This window comes from Brevundimonas poindexterae, assembly GCF_020524625.1.
Lineage (GTDB): Bacteria > Pseudomonadota > Alphaproteobacteria > Caulobacterales > Caulobacteraceae > Brevundimonas > Brevundimonas poindexterae_A.
On sequence record NZ_JAIVLL010000002.1, the window covers coordinates 633,716 to 656,845 of the forward strand.

General features: G+C 67.1%; 24 protein-coding genes and 1 tRNA gene. 16 read left to right on the forward strand and 9 right to left on the reverse strand.

Going from position 1 to position 23,130, the window contains the following annotated elements; translation table 11 throughout:
* Positions 1–131: 131 nt before the first annotated feature.
* From LC068_RS09475 to LC068_RS09495, 5 genes are all read left to right on the forward strand, one after another.
* On the forward strand, positions 132–1,253 hold the full coding sequence (locus tag LC068_RS09475) for an HlyD family secretion protein (RefSeq protein ID WP_226636629.1): 1,122 nt from the start codon (positions 132–134) through the stop codon (positions 1,251–1,253).
* Complete coding sequence (locus tag LC068_RS09480) at positions 1,250–2,851, forward strand: DHA2 family efflux MFS transporter permease subunit (protein ID WP_226636631.1); 1,602 nt, start codon at positions 1,250–1,252, stop codon at positions 2,849–2,851. Before LC068_RS09475 ends, LC068_RS09480 begins: the two co-directional genes overlap by 4 nt.
* Entirely contained in the window at positions 2,851–3,450 is a 600-nt protein-coding gene (locus LC068_RS09485) for a TetR/AcrR family transcriptional regulator (RefSeq protein WP_226636633.1), read from the forward strand. Before LC068_RS09480 ends, LC068_RS09485 begins: the two co-directional genes overlap by 1 nt.
* A gap of 89 nt (positions 3,451–3,539) precedes the next feature.
* Entirely contained in the window at positions 3,540–4,292 is a 753-nt protein-coding gene (locus LC068_RS09490) for a creatininase family protein (RefSeq protein WP_226636635.1), read from the forward strand.
* Positions 4,293–4,314: 22 nt separating this feature from the next.
* Positions 4,315–4,818, forward strand: coding sequence for a phasin family protein (locus LC068_RS09495; protein ID WP_226636637.1), 504 nt, complete (start codon positions 4,315–4,317; stop codon positions 4,816–4,818).
* On the opposite strand, the gene LC068_RS09500 is transcribed toward LC068_RS09495, so the two are convergent.
* The 3 genes from LC068_RS09500 to tsaD are packed head-to-tail and all read right to left on the reverse strand — an operon-like array spanning position 4,815 to position 7,380.
* The gene (locus LC068_RS09500; protein WP_226636640.1) at positions 4,815–5,207 is read right to left on the reverse strand and encodes a Rieske (2Fe-2S) protein; all 393 of its coding nucleotides are present in this window, start codon (positions 5,205–5,207) and stop codon (positions 4,815–4,817) included. The two genes, LC068_RS09495 and LC068_RS09500, sit on opposite strands and share 4 nt — an antisense overlap.
* Positions 5,204–6,205 carry an NAD(P)H-dependent glycerol-3-phosphate dehydrogenase gene (locus LC068_RS09505; protein WP_226637083.1) on the reverse strand — a complete coding sequence of 334 codons (1,002 nt, stop codon included), beginning with the start codon at positions 6,203–6,205 and terminating at the stop codon, positions 5,204–5,206. The genes LC068_RS09500 and LC068_RS09505 overlap by 4 nt, the downstream gene beginning before the upstream one ends.
* Positions 6,206–6,228: 23 nt before the next feature.
* Positions 6,229–7,380, reverse strand: a complete 1,152-nt coding sequence (gene tsaD, locus LC068_RS09510; RefSeq protein ID WP_404825206.1) for a tRNA (adenosine(37)-N6)-threonylcarbamoyltransferase complex transferase subunit TsaD — start codon at positions 7,378–7,380, stop codon at positions 6,229–6,231.
* Positions 7,381–7,455: 75 nt separating this feature from the next.
* Here tsaD and hemC point away from each other — a divergent pair, with 75 nt between their 5' ends.
* The 4 genes from hemC to LC068_RS09530 all read left to right on the forward strand — a co-directional run bounded on the left by hemC (position 7,456) and on the right by LC068_RS09530 (position 10,245).
* Entirely contained in the window at positions 7,456–8,400 is a 945-nt protein-coding gene (gene hemC, locus LC068_RS09515) for a hydroxymethylbilane synthase (protein WP_226636642.1), read from the forward strand.
* A 4-nt stretch (positions 8,401–8,404) separates the two neighbouring features.
* Positions 8,405–9,085: a uroporphyrinogen-III synthase gene (locus LC068_RS09520; RefSeq protein WP_226636645.1), complete on the forward strand. Its 681-nt coding sequence runs from the start codon at positions 8,405–8,407 to the stop codon at positions 9,083–9,085.
* Between the two features lie 41 nt (positions 9,086–9,126).
* Positions 9,127–9,202, forward strand: a tRNA-Thr gene (locus LC068_RS09525).
* Positions 9,203–9,621: 419 nt separating this feature from the next.
* Positions 9,622–10,245 carry a 2OG-Fe(II) oxygenase gene (locus tag LC068_RS09530; protein ID WP_226636647.1) on the forward strand — a complete coding sequence of 208 codons (624 nt, stop codon included), beginning with the start codon at positions 9,622–9,624 and terminating at the stop codon, positions 10,243–10,245.
* A gap of 133 nt (positions 10,246–10,378) precedes the next feature.
* Here the strand turns inward: LC068_RS09530 and LC068_RS09535 are convergent, their stop codons facing one another.
* The 5 genes from LC068_RS09535 to LC068_RS09555 all read right to left on the reverse strand — a co-directional run bounded on the left by LC068_RS09535 (position 10,379) and on the right by LC068_RS09555 (position 14,992).
* Entirely contained in the window at positions 10,379–10,924 is a 546-nt protein-coding gene (locus LC068_RS09535) for a lasso peptide biosynthesis B2 protein (protein ID WP_226636649.1), read from the reverse strand.
* An 89-nt stretch (positions 10,925–11,013) separates the two neighbouring features.
* The gene (locus tag LC068_RS09540) at positions 11,014–11,580 is read right to left on the reverse strand and encodes a hypothetical protein (RefSeq protein ID WP_226636652.1); all 567 of its coding nucleotides are present in this window, start codon (positions 11,578–11,580) and stop codon (positions 11,014–11,016) included.
* 279 nt (positions 11,581–11,859) lie between these two features.
* The gene (locus tag LC068_RS09545) at positions 11,860–13,716 is read right to left on the reverse strand and encodes an asparagine synthase-related protein (protein WP_226636655.1); all 1,857 of its coding nucleotides are present in this window, start codon (positions 13,714–13,716) and stop codon (positions 11,860–11,862) included.
* A gap of 5 nt (positions 13,717–13,721) precedes the next feature.
* A complete protein-coding gene (locus tag LC068_RS09550; RefSeq protein WP_226636658.1) occupies positions 13,722–14,015 on the reverse strand; it encodes a PqqD family peptide modification chaperone in 294 nt (97 codons plus the stop codon).
* Positions 14,012–14,992, reverse strand: a complete 981-nt coding sequence (locus LC068_RS09555; RefSeq protein ID WP_226636661.1) for a phosphoenolpyruvate carboxykinase (ATP) — start codon at positions 14,990–14,992, stop codon at positions 14,012–14,014. Before LC068_RS09555 ends, LC068_RS09550 begins: the two co-directional genes overlap by 4 nt.
* 169 nt (positions 14,993–15,161) lie before the next feature.
* Here LC068_RS09555 and LC068_RS09560 point away from each other — a divergent pair, with 169 nt between their 5' ends.
* The 4 genes from LC068_RS09560 (at position 15,162) to trmB (ending at position 19,403) form a co-directional block, all read left to right on the forward strand.
* On the forward strand, positions 15,162–16,322 hold the full coding sequence (locus LC068_RS09560; RefSeq protein WP_226636664.1) for a putative 2OG-Fe(II) oxygenase: 1,161 nt from the start codon (positions 15,162–15,164) through the stop codon (positions 16,320–16,322).
* Positions 16,323–16,719: 397 nt separating this feature from the next.
* On the forward strand, positions 16,720–17,283 hold the full coding sequence (locus LC068_RS09565) for a biotin transporter BioY (RefSeq protein WP_226636666.1): 564 nt from the start codon (positions 16,720–16,722) through the stop codon (positions 17,281–17,283).
* A gap of 60 nt (positions 17,284–17,343) precedes the next feature.
* Positions 17,344–18,534 (forward strand): methionine adenosyltransferase, encoded by a 1,191-nt coding sequence (gene metK / locus LC068_RS09570; RefSeq protein WP_226636667.1) that lies wholly within the window; start codon positions 17,344–17,346, stop codon positions 18,532–18,534.
* 164 nt (positions 18,535–18,698) lie between these two features.
* A complete protein-coding gene (trmB, locus tag LC068_RS09575) occupies positions 18,699–19,403 on the forward strand; it encodes a tRNA (guanosine(46)-N7)-methyltransferase TrmB (RefSeq protein ID WP_226636668.1) in 705 nt (234 codons plus the stop codon).
* Here the strand turns inward: trmB and LC068_RS09580 are convergent.
* Positions 19,364–19,879 (reverse strand): phosphatase domain-containing protein, encoded by a 516-nt coding sequence (locus LC068_RS09580; protein ID WP_226636669.1) that lies wholly within the window; start codon positions 19,877–19,879, stop codon positions 19,364–19,366. The two genes, trmB and LC068_RS09580, sit on opposite strands and share 40 nt — an antisense overlap.
* 177 nt (positions 19,880–20,056) lie before the next feature.
* On the opposite strand from LC068_RS09580, the gene rimP reads away from it, so the two are divergent.
* The 3 genes from rimP to LC068_RS09595 are packed head-to-tail and all read left to right on the forward strand — an operon-like array spanning position 20,057 to position 23,116.
* Complete coding sequence (gene rimP / locus LC068_RS09585; RefSeq protein WP_226636670.1) at positions 20,057–20,614, forward strand: ribosome maturation factor RimP; 558 nt, start codon at positions 20,057–20,059, stop codon at positions 20,612–20,614.
* A 3-nt stretch (positions 20,615–20,617) separates the two neighbouring features.
* Positions 20,618–22,381 carry a transcription termination factor NusA gene (gene nusA / locus LC068_RS09590; RefSeq protein ID WP_226636671.1) on the forward strand — a complete coding sequence of 588 codons (1,764 nt, stop codon included), beginning with the start codon at positions 20,618–20,620 and terminating at the stop codon, positions 22,379–22,381.
* A gap of 18 nt (positions 22,382–22,399) precedes the next feature.
* Positions 22,400–23,116, forward strand: coding sequence for an RNA-binding protein (locus LC068_RS09595; protein ID WP_209119592.1), 717 nt, complete (start codon positions 22,400–22,402; stop codon positions 23,114–23,116).
* Positions 23,117–23,130: the final 14 nt, after the last annotated feature.

Consider the following 23,130-nt stretch of genomic DNA (forward strand, 5'->3'; position numbering starts at 1 on the left):
CAAGAGTGGGCCAGTTGCCGGACGAGTCAGGCCTTGAAACAGAGCGTGTTTGCTGCGCCGCAACATGGGCTCTTGATTTCTGGACGCTTCGGTCCATTTTATGCCGCACCTCCCCTTCCCGAGTATGCGACATGGCTCTTTCTCCCTCCCTCAAGGCCCGACTGCCCCTGATCGTCGGCGTGATCGCCGGTCTGGTGGTGCTTGCCGGCGGCACCCTGTGGTGGCTGGACAAGCAGCACTGGGAAACCACGGACAACGCCTTCGTCCAGGCCGACACCACCCTCGTCAGTCCGCAGGTCAGCGGCACCGTCGTCGAGGTGCTGGTGGCCGACAATCAGGCGGTCGAGGCCGGTCAGGTGCTGGTGCGGCTGGATGACGCCGATGCCCGGGCCAAGCTGGCCGAGGCGGAAGCCAATCTTCAGGCGCTGGTCGCCGCCGTCGGGAATGTCGATGCCCGCGCGGCCCAGGAACAGGCCCTGATCGCCTCCCGCGCGGCGGGCGTGGCCCAGGCCCGCGCCCAGGCCGATCTGGCCCGGGCCGAGGTGGACCGCTATGGCCGGCTGGCCGAACAGGGCTGGGTCTCCCAGCAGCGGATGCAGACCGAACAGGCCGGGGCCCAGACCGCCCAGGCCGCCGTCGAACAGGCCCAGGCCGCCCTTGTCGCCGAACAGCGCACCGCCGCCGTGCTCGGCTCGACCCGCGAACAGAGTCTGGCGGCCGTCGAACAGGCCCGTGCCGCGGTCGAACAGGCCCGCACGGCGCTGGACCGGACCGTGATCCGCGCCCCCGTCGCCGGGGTCGTCGGCGCCCGCAGCGTACGCGCCGGACAATACGTCAGCCCCGGATCGCAGCTGCTGTCGATCGTGCCGCTGGGCGAGACCTATGTGGTCGCCAACTTCAAGGAGACCCAGCTGGACCATCTGCGGCTGGGTCAGGCGGTCGAAATCAGCGCCGATGCCTTCCCCGGCCAGACCCTGCACGGCCGGATCGACAGCTTTGCCCCCGCGACGGGGTCGGAATTCGCCCTGATCCCCGTCGAGAATGCGACCGGCAACTTCACCAAGATCACCCAGCGGGTACCGGTGCGGATCGTGGTCGACCGCGCCGGGGGACAGCCGGTGTCGCTGCGTCCCGGCCTGTCGGTCGAGGTCAAGGTCGATCTGAGAAGCCCGGGCGGGGCCAGCTTTGCCGAGGTCGGCAATGAGGCGCCGCAGATGGCGGGCGCGCCGGTTCTGGCGGTCGCCCGCCCATGACCGCCACCGCCCTCGGCGGTGCGACCCCGGCGCCCGCCGCCCCGCCGAAGTCCGCGCCCGAGGTCAACTGGACCTATCTGCTGCTCGGCTTTGCCGGGATGGTGATCGGCCAGTTCATGGCCATTCTGGATATCCAGATCGTCGCCGCCTCCCTGCCCCAGATCCAGGCCGGCATCGGCGCCTCGGCCGACGAGATCAGCTGGATCCAGACCGCCTATCTGATCCCCGAGGTCGTGATGATCCCGCTGTCGGGATACCTGTCGCGGCTATGGGGCACCCAGAAGGTGTTCCTGGTCTCCTGCACCGGCTTCCTCGTGATGAGCGTGGCCACCGGCCTGTCCAGTTCGATCGACATGATGATCCTGTTCCGGGCGCTGCAGGGCTTTCTGGGCGGGGCCATGATCCCGACCGTGTTCGCCGTGGCCTTTACCGCCTTTCCGCCCGAGCGGCGCGTGACCGCCAGTGTGGTCATGGGCCTGATCGTCACCCTGGCCCCCACGGTCGGGCCGACGCTGGGCGGGCACCTGACCGAATGGCTCAGCTGGCGCTGGCTGTTCTTCATCAATGTCCTGCCGGGTATGCTGGTGCTGTTTCTGGTCGGCCGGTTTGCGCGCTTCGACACCGGCGATGCCTCTCTGTCCAAAGGGTTTGACTGGGCCGGTCTCGGACTGATGGCTGTCTTTCTGATGAGCCTGCAGTTCGTGCTGGAGGAAGGCGCCAAGAATGACTGGTTCGCCGATACCGCCATTCTGGGACTCGCTGTGGTCGCGGCCCTGACCGGACCGGCTTTCATCTGGCGATCGCTGACCTATCGCAACCCGATCGTCGAGCTGCGCGCCTTTGCCAACCGCAACTTCACCGTCGGGGTCATCATGACCTTCATCGTCGGCGCGGCCCTGTTCGGCGGGACCTTCCTGCTGCCGCTGTTCCTCGGGCGGGTGCTGGCCTATTCGCCGTCCGAGGTCGGGACCACCATGGTCGTCTCGGGCCTCGCCATGTTTGCCACCGCGCCGCTGGCCGGGCGACTGGTGCGCAAGCTGGACGTGCGCATCCTGATGTTCGTCGGCTTCATCCTGTGCGCCTGGGGCATGTGGGATGCCCGGGCCCTGACCGAGGAATGGGGCTTCTGGCAGTTCGCCGGCGTGCAGGCGATGCGCGGCGCCGGGGTCATGCTGGCCATGATCGCCGCCCAGCAGGTGACCATGTCGACCCTGCCCCCGCACATGGTCAAGAACGCCTCGGGCCTGGTCAATCTGGCTCGCAATGTGGGGGGCGCCTTCGGTCTCGCCTTCCTCAACACCTCCCTGACCACCAATACGGCGGTCCACATGGGCGAACTGACCAGCCGGATCAGCCAGTCGGACAGCCAGATGCAGGGCCTGCTGGCCGGCATGGCGCAACGGTTTTCCGACTCCGTCGATCCCCATGCCTCGGCGCTCAAGGCCGTCTGGGGCATGCTGCAGAAACAGGCGACCACCCTGGCGTTCGGCGATGCCTTTGCCCTGCTGGCGCTGGCCTGTGCGGTCGCGGCCTTCGTCACCCTGTTCGCCCGGCCGGTGAAGGGCCCGACCGGCGCCCCTCCGGCGGAGGCGCACTGATGGCGCGCGCCCTCGGACAGGTTGATGAGCGCAAGGGCGAGGCCATTCTGGACGCCGCCCGCGATGTGTTCGCCGAAAAGGGCCCCGCGGCCACGATGGAGGAGATCGCCCGCCGCGCCGGGGTGTCGAAACAGACCCTCTACAACCGCTTCGGCTCCAAGCTGGAGATCGGGCGGGCGCTGGCCGCCCGGCGGTCCGAGGCCGTGACCGCGCCGCTGCGCACCGCCGGCGATCCCGAGACCGTGCTTACGGCGCTGGCCACCGCCCTGCTCGAAAAGATCCTGTGCGGCGATGCGGGATCGTCCATGCGGGGGCTGGCCCTGATGTCACCCGAGGCGCCGGACATCGGGCGGGCCATCTATGACAGCGGGCCGGGCGAGAGCCTGCGCCGACTGTCCGCCTGGCTGGCCGAACAGGACCGGCGGGGCCTGATGCGGGTACCCGACCCCGACCATGCGGCCGAGATGTTCTCGGGCATGGTGCTGGGCCATGGCCATCTGCGTCTGGTGCTGGGGGCCGCTCCGCCCGAGGTCGCCGACATCCCTGCGCGGGCCCGCGAGACGGCCCGACGTTTTCTCAGGGCCTTCGCCGCCGGCTGAGCCCCCGATCGAGCCCACTGCCATTGGCCCCTCCGGCGGATCGGCGTAGGAAGGCGGCCCTGTTGCGTCCCCATCCGGAGTTTGTCCCCATGCTGATCCACCTGTCGTCCTGGCCCGAGATCGAGGCCCGGCTGAAGACCACGAAGACGGTGGTGGTGCCGATCGGCTCGAACGAACAGCACGGCCCCACGGGCCTGCTTGGCACCGACTGGCTGTGCCCGGAGATCATCGCCCATGCCGCCGAGGCCCAGGACGAGGATCTGGTCGTCGCCCCGACTTTCAACATCGGCATGGCCCAGCACCATCTGGCCTTTCCGGGGACCATCTCGCTGCGGCCCTCGACCTTCATGGCGGCCATTTCCGACTGGGTCAGCTCGCTGACGCGCCACGGCTTCGAGCGGATCTATTTCCTGAACGGCCACGGCGGCAATGTCTCAACCATTGAGGCGACCTTTGCCGAAATCTATGCCGAGTGGAGCTTCCTCGAGAAGCGGGCGCCGTTTGCCCTCAGGCTGGTGAACTGGTGGGACCTGCCGGGGGTCCACGCCCTGTGCAGCTCGATCTTCCCGACCGGCCACGGCATGCACGCCACCCCGTCCGAGATCGCCGTCACCCAGGCCGCTTGGCCGGACTGCATCAAGACGGCCGACTATTCGCCGAAGATCGCGCCCGTTGGCCCGATCCGCGACGCGCTGGACTACCGGGCCCGCTTCCCCGACGGCCGCATCGGCTCGGACCCGGCCCAGGCCAGCCCCGAGAAGGGCCAGCGCATCATTGATGCCGCCGTGCCGGCTCTGCTGAAGGATGTCGCGGCCTTCGGAAAAGAAATCGCACCGGACTGAGGAAACAGGCTAGGCTGGACCCATGGCCTCTCCCCGCAAGACGACCCGTGACGGCGACCGTCTGATGCGCGACGCGCGAACCGCCATGACCACGGCGACGCACGGGGGCGAACTGCTGTCGGCCTCGTCCGACGTCATCGCGGCGCGCATGGAGATCATGGCGCGCGCCATGGCCGATCCGCTGCGGGCCGACATCGGTGAGCTGTCCCTGATGGGCACTGAAAAGCTGGAGGCGCTCAGCGCCTCAGCCGCCTCGCTCACCGGCAATATGGGGACCCTGGCCGCCCGGGCGTCAAAGTCGGCACTGGCCGAGGTGGACCATGCCCGCCGGGCGGCGGTTGCCGTGTCCTCGGCGCCTACCCCTGTCGCCGCGGCCTCGGCCCAATTCAACTATGCACTGGGATGGTGGGGCCGCGCCGCCAGCCAGATGATGGCGTTCAACTCGGGCCTGCTGAAAACCCAGGCCGAGGCGCTCAAGCCTCTGCACGACAAGGCCACGGCCAACGCGAAACGCCTGAAGCGTTAGGCCGTCCGGATCACCCCGCCCGAGGCCTCGACCGGCCAGGGCGTGAGGCGCGCCCCCGCGCACGGCCCGCCGACACAGGCCCCGTCCAGAGGCTCGAACACCGCCCCGTGCCAGCCGCACAGGATCAGGGACCCATCGGGCGTCAGATACCGGTCCAGCTCGAGCGCCATGGGAAAGCCCTGATGCGGGCAGCGGTCGACCCAGCCGGCGACCTGGCCGTCCTTCCGCACCACAAAGCCGTGGAAGTACGCCTCGCCGATCTGCAGGACAAAGCCGCGCGAGCCGGGTTCGGCGATGTCGTCCAGCGCGCACAGGGCGACGCCGGGCGGGGTCTTCCAGACGCGTTTGCGCTCAGGGTCCGGCGCTTCGGGGGCCGCGCCGTCGGTCATCCGTCGGTTTCGGCGCGCAACGGCCGCGACAGCAGGCCCTCGATGATCTGGTCAACCGTTGCCTCGCCCGCCAGCAGGGCAGCGACCCCATAGGCGATCGGCATGTCGAGACCCAGCTTCCGACCCAGATCGCGGACGGCGGGCGCGCTCTGATAGCCCTCGGCCACCGAGCGCTTGCCGGCCAGGGCCTGCTCGACCGTCTGGCCTTCGCCGAGCGCCAGACCCAGGCTCATGTTTCGCGACTGCGGGCTGGAGCAGGTCAGCACCAGATCCCCCAGACCGCACAGGCCCGCGACCGTCTCGGCACGGCCGCCCAGAGCCACGCACAGGCGGGTCATTTCGGCAAAGCCCCGGGTGATCAGGGCGGCATGGGCGCTGCGGCCCAGCTGACGCCCCTCAACGATGCCGCAGGCGATGGCCAGCACATTCTTCAGCGCCCCGCCGGCCTCGGCCCCGATCAGGTCGTCGGTCAGATACAGGCGGAAGCCCGGCGGCGACAGGCGCGCCATCAGGGCCTCGCCCAGACCGGCGTCGGCGACCGCCAGCGTGACCGCCGTCGGCAGTCCGCGCGCCACCTCACCCGCGAAACTGGGGCCCGACAGGACCGCCGGGGTGGCGTCCGGCAGGGTCTCGTGCAGCACATCGGTCATCAGCTTCAGCGTGCCGCGCTCAATGCCCTTGGAGCACAGGATCATGGGGGTGCCGGCCCGATAGTGCGGCCGGAAGGCCTCAAGCGTCGCGCGGAGGTGCTGGGCCGGCGGCACCGCCAGCACCAGATCGCATCCGGACAGGTCCGCCAGATCGGTCGTGGCCGTGATCGCCGCATCCAGCGGCACATCGGGCAGGAAGGCCGCATTGACCCGGTCGCGGGTGATGCTGTCGACCACCTCGGTTTCGCGCGCCTGCAGCGTGACCGAGAGGCCCGCGCGCGCCACCACCTGGGCCAGGGCCGTGCCCCAGGCGCCGCCGCCGATCACGCCCGCCGTCTTCATCTGCATCGGTTCACTCCCGTCCTGACGGCTCATGCCTTGGCCCCCTTGCGCCCGGGTGGGTGGGCCGGATCGGACAGGGCGCGCGCCTCGTCCAGTGGCCAGCGGGGGCGGGCCGCGACCGCAAGGTCACTGGTCAAACCCAGACGCAGCCGTTCGGCTCCCGCCAGGGCGATCATGGCGGCGTTGTCGGTGCAATAGGCCATCGGCGGCGCGACAAAATCAAATCCCCGCGCCTCGGCAACCCCGGTCAGCCGCGCCCGGACGGTGGCATTGGCCGCCACCCCGCCCGCCACGACAAAGGCCGGGCGCTCCAGCGCCGGGTGGTGCTCGCGGAACAGGTCCAGCGCCCGCACCGAGCGTTCGGCCAGCTGGCGGGCGATGGCGGTCTGCACCGCGCGGGCCAGATCGGCCTTGTCGGCGTCTGACTCCAACCCCTGCGACAGCCGGGCCGCGGCCGTCTTCAACCCCGAGAAGGAAAAGTCGCAGTCGCGGCGTCCCAGCAGCGACCGGGGGAGGTCGAACCGTTCGGCGCCCTCATCGGTGCCGGTCGCGGCCAGCCGTTCCAGCGCCGGGCCGCCCGGATAGCCCAGCCCCATGGCCTTGGCGATCTTGTCGAAGGCCTCGCCCGCCGCATCGTCCAGAGTTGTGCCCAGCCGGGTCATGTCGCCGATGCCGCGCACCTCCAGCAGCTGGCAATGCCCGCCCGAGACCAGCAGTAGCAAAAAGGGATAGGCCACCGGCCGGCCCAGCCGCGCCGAGACCGCATGGCCCTCCAGATGGTTGACGGCCACCAGCGGCAGGCCGCGACCCATGGCCACGCCCTTGGCATAGCTGAGGCCGACCATGACGCCACCGACCAGTCCGGGCCCGGCGGTCGCCGCCACGCCGTCGAGAGCAGTCCAGTCACAGCCGGCGTCGGTCAGGGCGCGCCGGACAATGCCGTCTATGGTCTCGACATGGCTGCGCGCGGCGATCTCGGGCACAACCCCGCCATAGGCCGCGTGATCGTCGATCTGGCTGTGGACCACCGAGGACAAGACCTCGACCGTACCGTCGGCCTGCTGGCGCACGACCGAGGCCGCCGTCTCGTCGCAACTGGTCTCGATGCCCAGCAGGATGAGCGGGCCGGTTGCCGTCTCCGGCCCCGTGCTATAGGGCGCGGCCCTGGTGTCCATGCTCATCGGTGTGGCCACAGTCCTGTTCACCGGGTCGAGGTAGCGGCCCGCACCCCGCGACGCAACGGCCACGGTCCGACCATGACGCACCTCCTTCGTATCGGCACCCGCCGCTCGACCCTGGCCATGACCCAGACCGGCCATGTGCGTCAGGCGCTGGCCGACGCACTGGGCGTGGAGGCGCAGGACATGGACGCCCGCCTTCCGCTGGTGCCGATCGTCACCACCGGCGACCGGATCCAGGACCGGCGCCTGCTCGAGGTCGGCGGCAAGGCCCTGTTCACCAAGGAAATCGAGGCCGCCCTGTTCGACGGCCGCTGCGATCTGGCGGTGCATTCGCTGAAGGATGTGCCGGTCGAGCCGCCGCCCGGTCTGGCGCTGGCCGCCATTCCGGTCCGCGAGGACCCGCGCGATGCCTTCGTCAGCGAGCGTTTCGACACCGTCGCCGACCTGCCCGAGGGCGCGCGCGTCGGCACCGCCAGCCTGAGACGACAGGCCCAGTTGCTGGCCCTGCGCCCCGACCTGCGGATCGAACTGCTACGCGGCAACGTCGACAGCCGGCTGAAGCGCGTGGCCGACGGCGAGTTCGAGGCCATCCTGCTCGCCGCTTCGGGCCTGAACCGGCTGGGCTACAGCGATCGTATCCGCGCCCTTCTGTCGGTCGAGGATTTCGTCCCCGCCCCCGGTCAGGGGGCCCTGGCCCTGCAGACCCGCGAGGGCGATGCCCCCGCGATCGAGGTCTGGGGGCCAGTCCTCAATCACGCCGCGACCGCCCTGGCCGTCCGGGCCGAGCGGGCCGCCATGCGGGCCCTGGAAGGGTCGTGCCGCACGGCCGTCGGCGCCCATGCCTGGCACGACGGCGACGATCTGGTGCTGGTGGCCGAGCGATTGCGCCCCGACGGCACGCGTCGCTGGCGCGAGACGGCCCGGATTCCCCTCGCCTACGATGTCGAGGCCGCCGCCGAGGCCCTGGGCCAGACCGTCCAGAACCGCGCCCTCGCCGACGGCGAACCGGTCGAAAACTAGGGCCATGCGCCTCTGGGTCACCCGCACCGTGCCGGCCGCCCACGAGACCGCCGCGCGCCTCGCCGCCCTCGGCCACACGCCGCTGGTCGCCCCCCTGCTGGTCGTCCGCCCGCTGCCGCTGACAGGCCCGGTGCCCGACCATGCCGCCCTCGCCTTCACCGGCCGCAATGCCGTGGTGCTCTGGAGCGCGCACGACCCCGACCGCAGCCGTCCCGTCTATTGCGTGGGTGACGCGACTGCTGATGCCGCGCGCGCGGCCGGTTACACCGATGTGCACTCGGCCTCGGGCGATGTGCGCGATCTGGCCGCCCTGATCCGCCCGGACGCCCCCGGCCCCATCCTCGCCCCCGGCCCGGCACGACCGGCCGCCGATCTGGCGGCTCTGGTCGGCCCCAACACGCCGGTACACACGCTGGCCGTCTATGAGACCGTCGAGGCAGACGATCCGGCCCCGGTCGCCTTCGACGGCGTGCTGTTCCATTCGCCGCGCGCGGCGGCCGCCTTTGCCCACCGCCATGCCGGCACGGCCCCCGGACGCCTCGCCTTCGCAATGTCCCCCGCCGTCGCCGCGCCCCTGGAGGCGCTGGGCTTTTCCGGGGTCCGCATCGCCGCCCGCCCGGACGAACAGGCCCTGATCGACACGCTCGATGCACAGACGCTTGGCAAGCCGCCCCGCCCCGTATAAACAGCGCCCTCGCGCCGGGCCGCTCAGGCCCGCCGATCAGGGCCGCTTTAGCTCAGCTGGTAGAGCATCGCATTCGTAATGCGGGGGTCAGGTGTTCGAGTCACCTAAGCGGCACCACTTTTTCCAGATCTCCATGAGATGGACTGGCGGCCGGCGCTGGGTGAAAGTCCCCGTCATCGGATGACTATGTGCGGCCGGGCTGGGTGCGCGTTCAGCAAGAAGCCAGGTTCGCCCGATGGAAAATGGTCTTGCTCGGCCACGCGCAGGTGGTCAGGGCCTCCCCCGGGGACGGGCGGCAGACGGGCGAGTCACAAACCGGGTTGCCCTCCGGAGTCGCTCTCGCCGTTTTCCGGTTCTTCTGGCCATGAGTTCTGAGCAGGCAAGGGCTGACAACGTCATCGGCGGCCTTTACCAACGTGGCGACAGTTATCCGCACTCTAGGTGTCGCCGATGCTTTCGTCTTGCAATCACGCATTCTGGCCTCAGGCCCGGCTCGTAGGGCGCCAGCGCAGATGAACGGTGCCGGGGACTGTGCCATGACCTTGACGCAACCGACCCTTGCTGCGGTGCCCGCGATATTCATCAAGCGCGGCTTTTTGGCCCCCGCCGATCACAGGGACCTGCTTTTGGGGAGTCTGGCAGCCGAGGGCGATTACAAGCCAACCCTGGTCTCTAACTACAGGGAGGGCGCCTCTCGCATGGGGCGGGTCGATGAGACCATTCGTCGATCAACGAAGCGTAGTCTCGACCCCCGCTACAAGAAGCTGTTTGCCGATGGGGTGCTCGCCCTGAAGAATGAGATCAGCGCTTCAATCCGAGTGGACTTTCCTGACCGGAGCGAATTTGAAATTGAGGCTGTCAACAGCGGTGACGGTGCATTCTTTTCGACTCACATAGATACCGCCCACGGTTCGTCGTCGTGTCACCGTGTAATTAGCTCAGTCTATTATTACAGCCGATCGCCGAAGCGTTTTTCAGGAGGGCAACTGAAGATATACTCGCTTGATAGGACCGGTTTCCGACTGATAGAGGCGGACGACAATTCGATAGTATTTTTTCCGTCGTTTTTCCCTCATGAAGTTCTGCCGGTTGCCGTGCCCGGGAGGGCCTTTGAGGATGGTCGATTTTCCGTCAATTGCTGGATCAATCGCCGCAACTAATCCGGCCTACAACGAGGTGTTTGCAGACTCACGCTGAAAGCGGGCCTCATGATCAGACCAGGGCTATTCCGGACTGTTCGCCTTCATCAAAGTCCGATGAAAACACTGCCGCCGCGCAGACTTATCGCCGGCCTCAGCTTGGTTGCCGCTCGGTAACGAAGCAGCGCACGACTGTGTAGCGGGTCAGATCGGGCCCGCCACACACGACGTGATCTCCCGCCACGACCCAAGCGTGAGCGGCGAGCGCGTTGTTACCTGATTTTCGATGCACTCCGAAGAAAAGTGCGTGATCGAGCCCGGAGAGGGAAAGCAGCAAGTGAGCAACCAAGGCTTGCGGGTAGCAGTTTGCGCTTCGGGGACTGTAGCGCGCTGCGAGAGCCATCGCGGCTGAAACCTCCAAAGCACGCGCCTGGTCGGGGCGGTTCAACGCGGGCGCCACGCCTTCAAGAGCACGGTCCTGTCCCAACAACCGCTTCAGAACCCGGATTGGAATTGTGATTGCCGCCACCTTTGCCGGCCACAGGAGAAGCCATGCTGCAGCGGTGAGGCAAAGGCGGCGACGGGGCAAGGCGAATGCGGTGGCCAGTTTTCGCTGCACCGTCGCCGACAGCCGAATTGCCTGTCCCGGCATCAGCGCGAGCCTTGGCTTTCGGCATAATTGCTTTGCGTTATCTGGCATGAACCCGGGCGTCCTGGCCAAGCTCGATCTTTTGGGTGTGCAGGCTTGCGATCGACCGAGGCCCTTGTCCTCCTAGTGAAGGGCGATCGTCAGGTCGCCGGGGCGGCAGGCTCTACATTGCGGCGGTCAAAAGCGTAGTCGGAATAGGGGCCGTCCTTCCGCACATAGTGGAGGAAGATCTGCTTGTGCCACGGCGCGGTCAGCGGCTCGCGCCAGTGTTGCATCAGGTTGCCGCGGAACAGGAGGCCAGCGCCCGCCGGGATCACAATGTCTGCGATTTCGCCTTGGAGGTCGATCAGTGTGATCGGCCAAGGTTTGGCCCCAGGCGCGGTTTCGATCGTGATCGTCGCGCTGATCTCGCACGCTTCCCGATCCTTGTGCGGACGTAGGGCTGACCCTTCGAGATACAGTCGCCAGTAGGAATAGCTTTCGACCAAATCGCGTCCGACGATCGTCCCGATGGGCGCGCGACAGTGCCGAAGCAGCATATCGCCCAGAACCGGGCTGTAGGCACCAAGTGCTTCGGTTGCGCTGGATGCAGATTGGTCGACCAGTTGGCCGCCCTGATGGTTGAGGTCCATCGCCCTTGCCATCAGGGTCAGTTGCTCGGGCCTTACGAGATCCTCGACGAGAATGTAGCCGCGCCGCCAGAACATCTCACCCTGGGAGGCCGGACCGCCATCCACGTCCTGATTGGGCGAAGCGATCAGGATGCCTGGAGGATCGTAGGAAACTCGAAGGGATCTGGGAATGGGCCGGTCTCTGTTCCCTTGACGTCGAGCACGTGAACATCCGGCTTGACGAATGCCTTCAGTGAGTGCTCGCCATCCGTACGGAGATCATTATCGGACATCAGAATTCCCCAGCGCAATCGCTGCAGAAATTCTTTATGGCGCCGTGTCCAATTGTCAATGGCAGCGATACTGCCGCCCCCGCTAGGCGCCTTCGAGCCACACGCACAACTGGCGAACCTGCCAGAAAAAGTAGCGCCGGCGCATGGCGTCAACCGAGAAGTCATCAGCCTCTTGCTGCAAACGAATCATGGTTCGTTCGAACGAAACACGGTCGAATACCCTGCGCAAACTCTCCGGCATGTCGTCAAAGGCCTTCGGCGGCGCCCTGTCAATCGCAGGCCTGCCATTGATGAAATCGCCCACGTATTTGGATTTCTGCCACTGAACGCGCGGCGGTATGCGACCTTCCATCGCGCGACGATGGAGGTAGCGGCCCATGCCTCCGCGGCGCTTCTCGATCGAGGGGGTTGCGAAGTATTGCTGAACAAGTTGGCGGTCATACATTGGAAATCTGTACTCTGCACCAAAGGTCGAGGCGTAGATTGCTGAACTTTCCAGTCTGCCCGCCCTGCCGAAACGAAAGCCCGGTTCGTTGCCCGCAATTGCGTTGAGCGTGAACGCGTCTCGTTTCGGCAGGAACCAATGTTCGATCCGCTCGCCCAGTCCGGTGTCCTCGAGGAACTCCCGGCTGAGCCCGGCGATGCCGAGCTTCGTCTCCATCAGGCCCCGCGCCCGGATTTCGGGGTCGGCCGGCCCTTGCATCAGCCGCCTCGCCCAGCGCGCCGCCCGCGTCGGAAAGGCGCCCGGCAGTTCAGCGAATACGGCTGCGTATTCCCCGCGATGATGAAGCTCGTCGATCAGATAGCGGGCCTGGTTCGTGACGATCTCGTCCCCGCCATAGCCCGAGAGGATCGTGCGAATGCCGAACTCACGGAACAAGGCAAAGAATTCGGGATGGAGCAGCAGCTGTCCGTGCTCTGGCGGATGGCCGAGTGCTGTGAGCGCCCTTTGGAAGCTGTCATCGATCCGCAGCGTCTCGATTCCGGCCAGCCTGTGCGTGTACCGCACACCACACATCGCCGAGACGGCGTCAACCAGCTCAGGTTCCTGCTCCATCGCAATCATCGCAAAGACGTGAAAGTCAGCCGGATCGTGCGGAAGCAGGGACGTCAGGGTCGCGATGACCGAGGCGGAGTCCAGTCCACCGGAACTGTCGGCCCCCACGAGAAACTCGCTGCGGGCGCGCACCCTGACCGCGCGATCAAATGCCGCGCGGTAGTCCTCCACCCAGCGCTCGTCACGCCGGGCGGAATGCGGCGCTGCGAGATCGAAGGTGAAATATTCCCGCGGCCCCGTCGAGGATCCGCTGTCGAGCGCCATGTCGTGCGCGGGAGGCAGTTTGCGAACCTGCTCATAGGCTCCTTGGTCATGGGCGAACCCCATGCCGGCCGCGAACAACGCCGCCCATTTGAGGCAGGGCGTGAGGCGCAAGCTGCTGATGGATCTGATTGCCGCGATGGACGTCGCCGCGACGAGGAACGCATCGTCCAGAAAATAGTAGAGCGGCCTGGCGCCCATAGCGTCGCGCGCGCAATAGGTTCTGCCGCTTGCCGGATCATGGATCACGAAACTGAAATCACCCTCGAGGCGGCGCGCGCAGCTCTCTCCCCATTGTCGGTGCGCGGCCAGAATGATCTGCGGATCGGTGAGAGCGCCCGGCCGGGCCAGACCGAGCGACGCACTCAACGCCTCACGATTGTCGAGCCGGGCCCAGCTCACGATCACGCGCCCTGTCTCCCGGCAGGTTTCGGGGACCTGCTCACGCAACGATTCGGGGGTGTTGTGGATCAGCCCCTGAACCAACAGGGCCCGACCGTCTTGCCAAACGCCGGTCCGGTCGGGCCGGGCGAAGGGAAACAGGGCGCCGAGCAAGATATCGGCCGCTGCCAATTGCTCCGGCCCGGAACGCGTCGCGCGGGCGACGACCGCAGCGAACATGGCGCCTAATCTACCGGGACGACCAGCTCGTGATCCAGCAGCTTGCCGACAAACTCGGTGATCATGGCGTCCAGGTCGTCGATCTGGGTAACGTCAAACTCGCGCCTGACGAAGGCAATGATTTCAGGCAGCGCGGCGGGCTCGTCGAGCGCAGCCCAGATCGGCCCGCCGCTGCCGGTCAAGGCAAAATAGGTGCCCTTGTCCACGCTCATCATCACGGTCTCGCCATTCATGTCGGTGGCAACGACGTCGCGGGTGCGCCGCAGCTTCGTTGCGGGGGTCAGGGTCGCAATGGTCATGGCCGGTTTCCTGCCTCAGGGCGCCCCTTGTCCCGAGGTGCCTCAAAGGATGTTTCGTGTTCATCGTAGAGATTGGAAATCACGTCTAGAAGAGGGTCAAGATCGGACCCTGCGAATGGCCGGATGACCTTGTAGACCCGGGCTCGTGCCGCAAGCCTAGAAACCTGCTCAAGACCGGCCGCGCTGAGCTGCAGCGGCAACAGATATTCGGGCCGGTACAGATTGTTGCGGAGCACCACAAACTTCGCAAAGCCGGTGATTTCCTCAATCTCCACACGAGTGGTATCGGCAGGCACCAGCCAGATGAATAGGTTTACCTGGCGGGGTTCGGGGCAATGGAAAGCACCCAAAGGGACGTAGAACTTGGTTTCTCGGGTCCGGAGGGGGACGAGCGAGGCAGGGTCGATCCCGAAGTCCATCGCTGTATTTTGCCACAATTTGACGTGGGGCATGCCGGGCGCGGCCCAGCCGCCGGTGTCGATCGGGCAGACGTCATCGGCCAGCGCCAAAAATCCGCGTCGGGTCATCGCGATCGCAGTGGTCGATTTGCCGGCTCCGGAGTCGCCAATGCACATGAGTGCGTTGCGGGAGCCGGCGCGGGTGATCGCATTTCCGTGGAGCACGACAAACCCGCGTTGCATCAGCACACCGCCTAGCCCCGACGCGAGCAGGAAAGGCCGCGCGGCGTCCAGTCCTCCCGCCCCCTCCAACTCGAACGTCAGGCTCGAACCGCCACGTATCAGCATTCTGATGACATCCGGAACCCTCAACCAAAGCTGCTCCGGTGTCCCGTCGACGATGGATCGTACGTTCAGTGGATCGGTGATCTCCCAGACAGCAGGCACGGTACCGCGCTGGATCACGACTTCTGGCGATGCGTCCGGACGGGTTGCGGGGAGTTCGGGGAGCGAAACGTCGCTGGCCAGCGTCAGGCCGTAAATAATGCCGTGCGTACGATCAAGGACGCGTCCATCCATCCTTCATCGGTCTCCGGCACTCGCTCAGCATCCTCACCTTCAGGATCGTCCGCGGATCGCGCCTACGTCAAGCGCGGTGCGTTGCCTCAGCCGTAGACGCAGGATGCCTGATGCCGACTGGCCCCGGGGCTACCGGATAGTTCGGGAATTGCCTATGGATTGATCTACCATGCAATGGATCGAACCGCGCTATCCTCCAAGGCCAAGCGCCGCAGTCCTCGCGAACCTGGCGCAGCAGGCCGCTTCGCACAGTCCCGCATCGCCATGGTCGATCCTAGCAGAAGCAAATGCGGCGTTTTCCAACCGCGACTTCGCCAAGGCGACCGATCTGTTCGAGGTCGCCGCGAAAGCCGGTATCCCGATGGATGTCGGGTGGGCGAGGCTTGCCCGCTGCTATCTCGAGATCGGCCGTGCCAGCGATGCGTTGCTGGCGTGCGATCGCGGCTTCGCGGCACACTCCGCGCCGGGTTACGATCTCAGCATGCTGGCCGGTCTAGTCCACACCGTCCTTGGGAACCACAGGGAGGCCCGGGCCCATTTTCTGACCGCGGCCCGACTGGGGAACAAAAACGAGGCATGCTGGCATATTCTCCATCGCCCGGCGCGGGAGAAGGACGCGTCGACGATGTTCGCCCTGTGCGATGAGTTGGAAGCACGCTTCGGAACGAGCTCAGTCTTTACGGCCAATCGAGCACTTGCCTTTTCCATGGTCGGGGACCAACGAAGTGCAGCCCGCCTAGTGGACCTCAACAAGCATGTTCGGGTCGGCCCGATCGAGGAATTTCTCGACGCAGATCTCACGGAGTTCAATGAGGCGCTAGCCCGGGAAGCCTTTGAAATAGCCTCTGGCAACGGCCCCCCCGAGAAGACGATCGTACCCCACCCCGATCTTTCCGGATCGCCGACGATCAAGAGGTTGCAGGCGGCGGTTCGCGCAGCGATCGACACCTATCTTGTCGAAGCGGAGGAGCGGGGGCTTTTCCATTGCCTTCCACTGCCGCTGGAGAGGGCCACGCTCTCGACCGGCGCGACGTTGCTTAGCCGGGGAGGGCGGAACGGCCAGCACATCCACCTGACGTCAGTCATATCCGCAGTTTATCACCTCGATAATCCGGCCCCCAATGCTGCGGAGACCGGCGCGGGGGCGTTGCAAATCGGGCCTGCCGACCAGTACGCAGGAGGTCATGTGGCGTGCTGGGGGGAAAGACGAGTCATGCCTCGGCCGGGGCAGCTCACGGTATTCCCCGCCCACTTCTTTCACGACGTAATTCCCACCGGATCGGACCGGATGAGGATTTCTTTCCCATCTGATGTGCACTCAGTCTTTTGACGTCGGTGCTGCCAGTCGAGCTGAAGCTTCTCTCCTCTCGCCGCAAATGAGGCAGGGCGCTCACAGGCGCGGGAGGGGCGCGAACCGAGCCGGCGGTCGTCTCAAGATCGACCAAGCCAGACAGCGCAACCATCGGCAGCTATCTGGACTTAGCAGCGGCAGCTCGCAGGTATAGTGCAGGTCGGAATTTCGGCCGTTCCCACGTTAAGGCGCGTAAATTAGGAAATGTGCTCACCGTTCCCTCAAGCGAGGCTGGGAAGAGGCTGGGTTGGCGTGCCAGCCGTCGACAAGACTTGCTGGAAGCCGTTGCCCGAGAGGCTTTGCTTGCTAAGCTGGACTAGCCTTCGTAATGCGGGGGTCAGGTGTTCGAGTCACCTAAGCGGCACCACCTTTTCCCATGATCCATACCCCTTCCCGACGCGCGCTGGCGTGCGCTGTGGCCTGTCTCGGCTTCGTCCTGCTGATCGCGCTGGGCGCCCGGGTGGATGTGGCGGTGCCGGGGTCGCCGGTGCCGCAGTCGTTGCAGACCCTGGCGGTTCTGGCCGCCGGAGTGGCGCTGGGGTCGCGCTGGGGGGCGGCCGCCGCGGCCCTCTATGTCCTCGCGGGCGCGGCGGGCCTGCCGGTCTTTGCGGATGGCGCCTCGGGGCTGTCGGTGCTGACGGGGCCGACCGCCGGCTATCTGGCGGGCTTTGTGCTGGCCGCCGGTCTTGTCGGCGCGTTGAGCGATGATCTGCCCAAGGGGCGATGGGGGCGACAGATCGTCACCGCGCTTGGCCTCGCGCTGGCGGGCCACGTCCTCATTCTGGCGCTCGGCTGGGGCGCGCTGGCCCTGCGGCTGGGCCCGGCAGCGGCCCTGTCGGCGGGCGTTCTGCCGTTCCTGTGGGGCATGGCGGTCAAGTCGACGATCGTCGCCGTCGCGGCTCCGGTCCTGCTGGGCCTGCGACAGCGCTTGAACATATAAGCATATCTTTATATCTCTTGCGGCCTACAGTTGGCGCCCACGCCAGATCGGAGCCCGCCCGTGTCCCGCACCTCCTTCCATTTCACCTCGGAGAGCGTCTCCGAAGGCCACCCCGACAAGGTCTCGGACCGGATCTCGGACACCATCGTCGACCTGTTCCTGTCGAGGGATCCCGAGGCCCGCGTGGCCTGCGAGACCCTGACCACCACCAATCGGGTGGTGCTGGCGGGGGAAATCCGGGGCAAGGGCATCTGGGAGAACGGGGGCTGGGCCCCCGGGATCGAGGCCGAGATCGAGGCCGCCGTGCGGGATGCGGTCCGCGACATCGGCTATGAGCAGGACGGCTTCCACTGGGAGACGCTGGAGTTTTCCAACTATCTGCACGGCCAGTCGGCCGACATCGCGGTCGGTGTCGACGCCACCGACACCAAGGACGAGGGCGCCGGCGATCAGGGCATCATGTTCGGCTATGCCTCAAACGAGACGCCCGAGCTGATGCCCGCTACCCTGGCCTACAGCCACCGCATCCTGCGTCGCCTGTCGGAGCTGCGCCATGGCGGCGAAAAGCGGCTGGAGCCTGACGCCAAGAGCCAGGTCACCCTGTTCTACGAAGACGGCCTGCCCGTCCGGGCCACCTCGATCGTGGTCTCGACCCAGCATGCAAGGGGCCTGTCGCAGGGCGATGTCGGAGCCCTGGTGAAGCCGGTGGTCGAGGAGGTCCTGCCCAAGGGCTTCATCACCAATGAGACCGTCTGGCACATCAATCCGACCGGCGTGTTCGAGATCGGCGGGCCGGACGGCGATTCCGGCCTGACCGGGCGCAAGATCATCGTCGACACCTATGGCGGGGCCGCCCCGCACGGCGGCGGCGCCTTCTCCGGCAAGGACCCGACCAAGGTCGACCGCTCGGCGGCCTATGCCTGTCGCTATCTGGCCAAGAATGTCGTGGCGGCGGGTCTGGCCGACCGCTGCACCATCCAGCTCAGCTATGCCATCGGGGTGGCCGAGCCGCAGTCGGTGCACGTCGACCTGCACGGCACGGGCAAGATTTCCGAAGAGGTGCTGGAGCGAGAGCTGCCGGCCCTGATCGGCGGGGCCACGCCGCGCGCCATCCGCAGGCATCTGGGCCTCAACAAGCCCATCTATGCGCGCACCGCCGCCTATGGCCATTTCGGGCGCGAGCCCGATGCCGACGGCGGCTTTTCGTGGGAGAAGACCGATCTGGTCGACCGGCTGAAGGCGCTGGCCTGAAGCGAGTGACGAGTCGCGAGTGAGGAGTGGCGAGACCCTTTCAACTCGCCCGGTGACGCCTTAAGGCTGGGGACGTTGCTGGATCGTCGGCTGGTTCGACCCCCAACGCTCTCCTCGCCACTCGCCACTCGCCACTCGCCACGCGTCACTCGCCACTCAAAGTCATGTCCGACCCCTCCTCCCATGGCCCGATCCGCAGCTTCGGCCGCATCAAGTCGCGCACGCTGAAGCCGCGTCAGGCGGCGCTGTTCGACACCCTGCTGCCGCGTGTGGCGCTGCCCGATCCGGCCGGGGGGCCGCTGGACCCCGGAGCGCTGATGCCGGACGCGAAACAGGTGTGGCTGGAGATCGGCTTTGGCGGCGGCGAGCATCTGGCCGGTCAGGCCGCCCGCCACCCCGACACGCTGATGATCGGCTGCGAGCCCTTCCTGAACGGCGTCGGGTCAGCCCTGCGCCATATCGAGGAAGGCGGCCTCGAGAACGTCCGCATCCATGCCGACGATGCCCGCGCCGTGATCGCCGCCCTGCCGGACGGCTCGGTCGACCATGTGCTGATCCTGTTCCCCGACCCCTGGCCCAAGGCCCGTCACGCCAAGCGGCGGCTGGTCCAGACCGATGTGGCGGCCGGGCTGGCCCGCATCCTGAAGCCGGGCGGTCGCCTGCGGTTCGTCACCGACTGGAAGGCCTATGCCGACTGGGCGCTGGAGCGGTTCCTGGAGACGCCGGGCCTGGTCTGGACGGCCGAGAGCGCCGACGACTGGCGCGTCGCTCCGCCCGACCACATCCGCACCCGCTATGAGGAAAAGCGGCTGGGCGATACGGAGCCGGTCTATTTGCTCTTCGAACGCCGCGCAGCCGCCGCGGCCTGACGCTCGGCAAAGGCGTGGATGAAGGCGTACTGGCTGTCCATCTCGGGCACGGTGCGCCCGCGCGCGGCGCCCACGCGCAAGACGGCCTCGTCCGGGTGCAGGCCACCGGCCACCAGCAGGCAGCAGGCCAGGGTCGGCGCGCGGCCGAGGCCGGCGTTGCAGTGGATGACCATCCGCTCGCCCGCTTCGAGACGCTTGCGCAGCTGCTTCACCAGACGGTCAAAGGCCGCCACGTCCGGTGGCACATCGTGGTCGGGCACAGGCAGATTGTCGAAGGCCACGCCGTGCGCCTTGCAGACGGCGGCCTCGCCCGTGATGCCCAGCCGCTCGGCCTCCTCGGCCTCCAGCAGGGTGATGACCCGGTCGACATAGCCGAGGTTGGACACCAGCACGGGCTCCATCTCCTCGCCGCCGGGCGGGCGGCGCGACACGCCGAGGCTGCCGGGCGTGTCCTGGGGTATCCAGTGAATCTCCATGGCCGGGGCTGTAGGCGAGGAAAGGGGTCTTGCAAAGGCCGATCCGTTTCCGGGGGGCTGACAAGGCGGCGCGAGGGCGCTATAGGGCAGGCCACATCGTTAGACCGGCGTCGAACGGCGTCGTGATCAAGCGGCGGCCGTACGGGCCAGCCGCTTTTTTGTTGGAGCAGACCCCGCGTGCGCGCCAGGACCGCAGAAGACCGCGCCCTGATCGAGATGATCGACCCCATCGCCGAGACCCTCGGCCTGGCGGTGGTGCGCGTGCGCCTGATGGGGGGCAGCCAGCGTCGCCGCCTGCAGGTCATGGCCGAGCGCCCCTCCGACAATGATATTTCGGTCGAGGAATGCGCCCGGCTGAGCCGCGCCATTTCAGAAGTGTTCGACGCCGCCGATCCGATCTCGGGCGAATATCTGCTTGAGGTCTCGTCGCCGGGCATCGACCGGCCCCTGACCCGGCTGTCCGACTTCGAGCTGTTCGAGGGGCTGGAGGCCCGGCTGGAAACCGATCGCATGGTCGAGGGCCGCAAGCGCTTCAAGGGCACCCTGGCCGGCACCGAGGACGGTCATGTCTGCATCGACCTCGAGGGCGAGGAAGACACCGCCCTGATCCCCTTTGACTGGCTGGTGGATGCCAAGCTGGTCCTGACTGATGAGCTGATGAAGGCGGGCGCCGAAAAGCGCGCCGCCCGATCGGCTACCGATACCGAAACCAACCCCGACGATTCCGAGGACTGATCCATGGCCGTGACCGGCGTTTCCGCGAACCGACTCGAACTGCTCCAGATCGCCAATGCCGTGGCGCAGGAGAAGAATATCGACCGCGAGATCGTCATCGAGGCGATCGAGGAGGCGATCCAGAAGGGCGCCAAGTCGCGCTATGGCGCCCACCACGACATCCGCGCCAGCCTGGACGGCAAGACCGGCGAGCTGTCCCTGACCCGCCACGTGACCATCGTCGAGGACGACTGGCAGCCCGAGGACGAGCTGGAAGAGTTCAATGACAGCGCCATGGTGCGCCTCAAGGATGCGCTGAAGCGCGACCCCGAGGCCGTCGTCGGCAAGGAATATGTCGAGGAGCTGCCGCCGTTCGAATTCGGCCGCGTCCAGACCCAGATGGCCCGTCAGGTCGTGACCGGTAAGGTCCGCGAAGCCGAGCGCGCCAACCAGTACGAAGAGTTCAAGGATCGCGTCGGCGAGATCGTCAACGGCACCGTCAAGCGCGTCGAATACGGCAACACCATCGTCGATCTGGGTCGCGGCGAGGGCATCATGCGCCGCAATGACTCGATCCCGCGCGAGCTGTTCAACATCGGCGACCGCATCCGCACCTACATCTATGACGTCCGGCCCGAGGCCAAGGGTCCGCAGGTCATGCTGAGCCGCGCCCACCCGGGCTTCATGGCCAAGCTGTTCGCCCAGGAAGTGCCCGAGGTCTATGACGGCGTGATCGAGATCCGCGCCGCCGCCCGCGACGCCGGCTCGCGCGCCAAGATGGCCGTGCTGTCGAACGACAGCTCGATCGACCCGGTCGGCGCCTGCGTCGGTATGCGCGGCTCGCGGGTGCAGGCGGTCGTGGCCGAGCTGCAGGGCGAGAAGATCGACATCATCCAGTGGAACCCGGACGAGCCCACCTTCATCGTCAACGCCCTGGCCCCGGCCGAGGTGTCCAAGGTGGTGCTGGACGAGGAAGCCGACCGCGTCGAGGTGGTCGTGCCCGACGAGCAACTGTCGCTGGCCATCGGCCGTCGCGGCCAGAACGTGCGTCTGGCCTCGCAGCTGACCGGCTGGCAGATCGACATCATCACCGAGACCCAGGACTCGGAGCGTCGCCAGCGCGAGTTCGCCGAGCGCACCACCCTGTTCCAGGAAGCCCTGGACGTCGACGAGGTGATCGCCCAGCTGCTGGTCACCGAAGGCTTTGCCACGGTCGAGGACCTGGCCTTTGTCGAGACCTATGAGATCTCGGACATCGAGGGCTTTGACGAGGAAACGGCCGAGGAACTCCAGGCCCGCGCCCGTGACTTCCTGGACCGTCAGGCGGCCGAGCAGGACGCCAAGCGCAAGGAGCTGGGCGTCGAGGACGGCGTGCTGGACGTGCCGGGCGTGACCCTGCCGATGGCGGTCGCCCTGGGCGAGAACGGCGTCAAGACGGTCGAGGATCTGGCCGATCTGGCCACCGACGAAATCCGGGGTGGCTACGAAATGAAGAACGGCGAGCGGGTCAAGCTGGCAGGCGTGCTGGAGAGCTTCAACCTGGCGCAGGAAGAGGCCGAAATGCTGATCCTGCAGGCCCGCGTTGCGGCCGGCTGGATCGACGCCTCGGAGCTGCCGCAGCCCGAGCCGGAGCCCGAATATGAGGCCGAGGACGGCGACTATGGCGAGGAGTCCTTCGACGCCGACGCCGTCTTCGCGGCCCCCGCCGGCGACGACGAGGCCGTGGAGGATGTCGAGGGTGAGACCCCCGACACCGTCGACGCCGACCTCGACGACCGCGACGCGTGATGGGAGACCGGACCGTCCATGGGGCTCGCCGAAGCACAGGCTGAACGGGAACGCCGCGATCTGGTCACGCGCCAGGTCATGGACGAGTCTGCCCTGATCCGCTTCGTCGTGGCCCCGGACGGTCAGGTCGTGCCCGATCTGGCGCGCCGCCTGCCGGGCCGGGGCATGTGGGTGGCCGCCGACCGCGCGTCGGTTACGGCCGCCGCCAAAGGCCTGTTCTCGCGGGCCGCCAAGGCCCAGGTGCAGGCGCCCGCCGACCTTGCCGACCAGGTGGAACGGCTGCTGGTGCGGCGCTGTCTTGAGCAACTGGGGCTTGCCCGGCGCGAAGGCGTGCTTATCTCCGGTTTCGAGAAATCTGCCGCGGCGATCCGGGGCGGGAAGGCCGGCTGGCTGATCGAGGCGTCCGACGGCGCCCGCGACGGCCGCCAGCGTCTGACGGCCCTGTTGCGACACGCACCGCGCCCTGTGGGGCTGTGCGGGGCGTTTGACGCCGAAGAATTGAGTTTGGCCCTGGGGCTGGAAAATGCGATACACAGCGTCCTGCTTGCAGGTGGACGCGCGGATCGCTGGACCCTTGAGGTCAACCGACTTGCGGGGTTTCGGCCTCTTCATCCACCGGAGTGGGATCGGGCCGGACCCGGGCGACCCTCCGGGGACGGACCGGACGACCCTCGCAAGGAAGGGCCCGACGACGGGCCCGGGCAGGCTGTGGACGGGCAGGGTTCCGACTCCTGAAAGGGAGGCGGGGC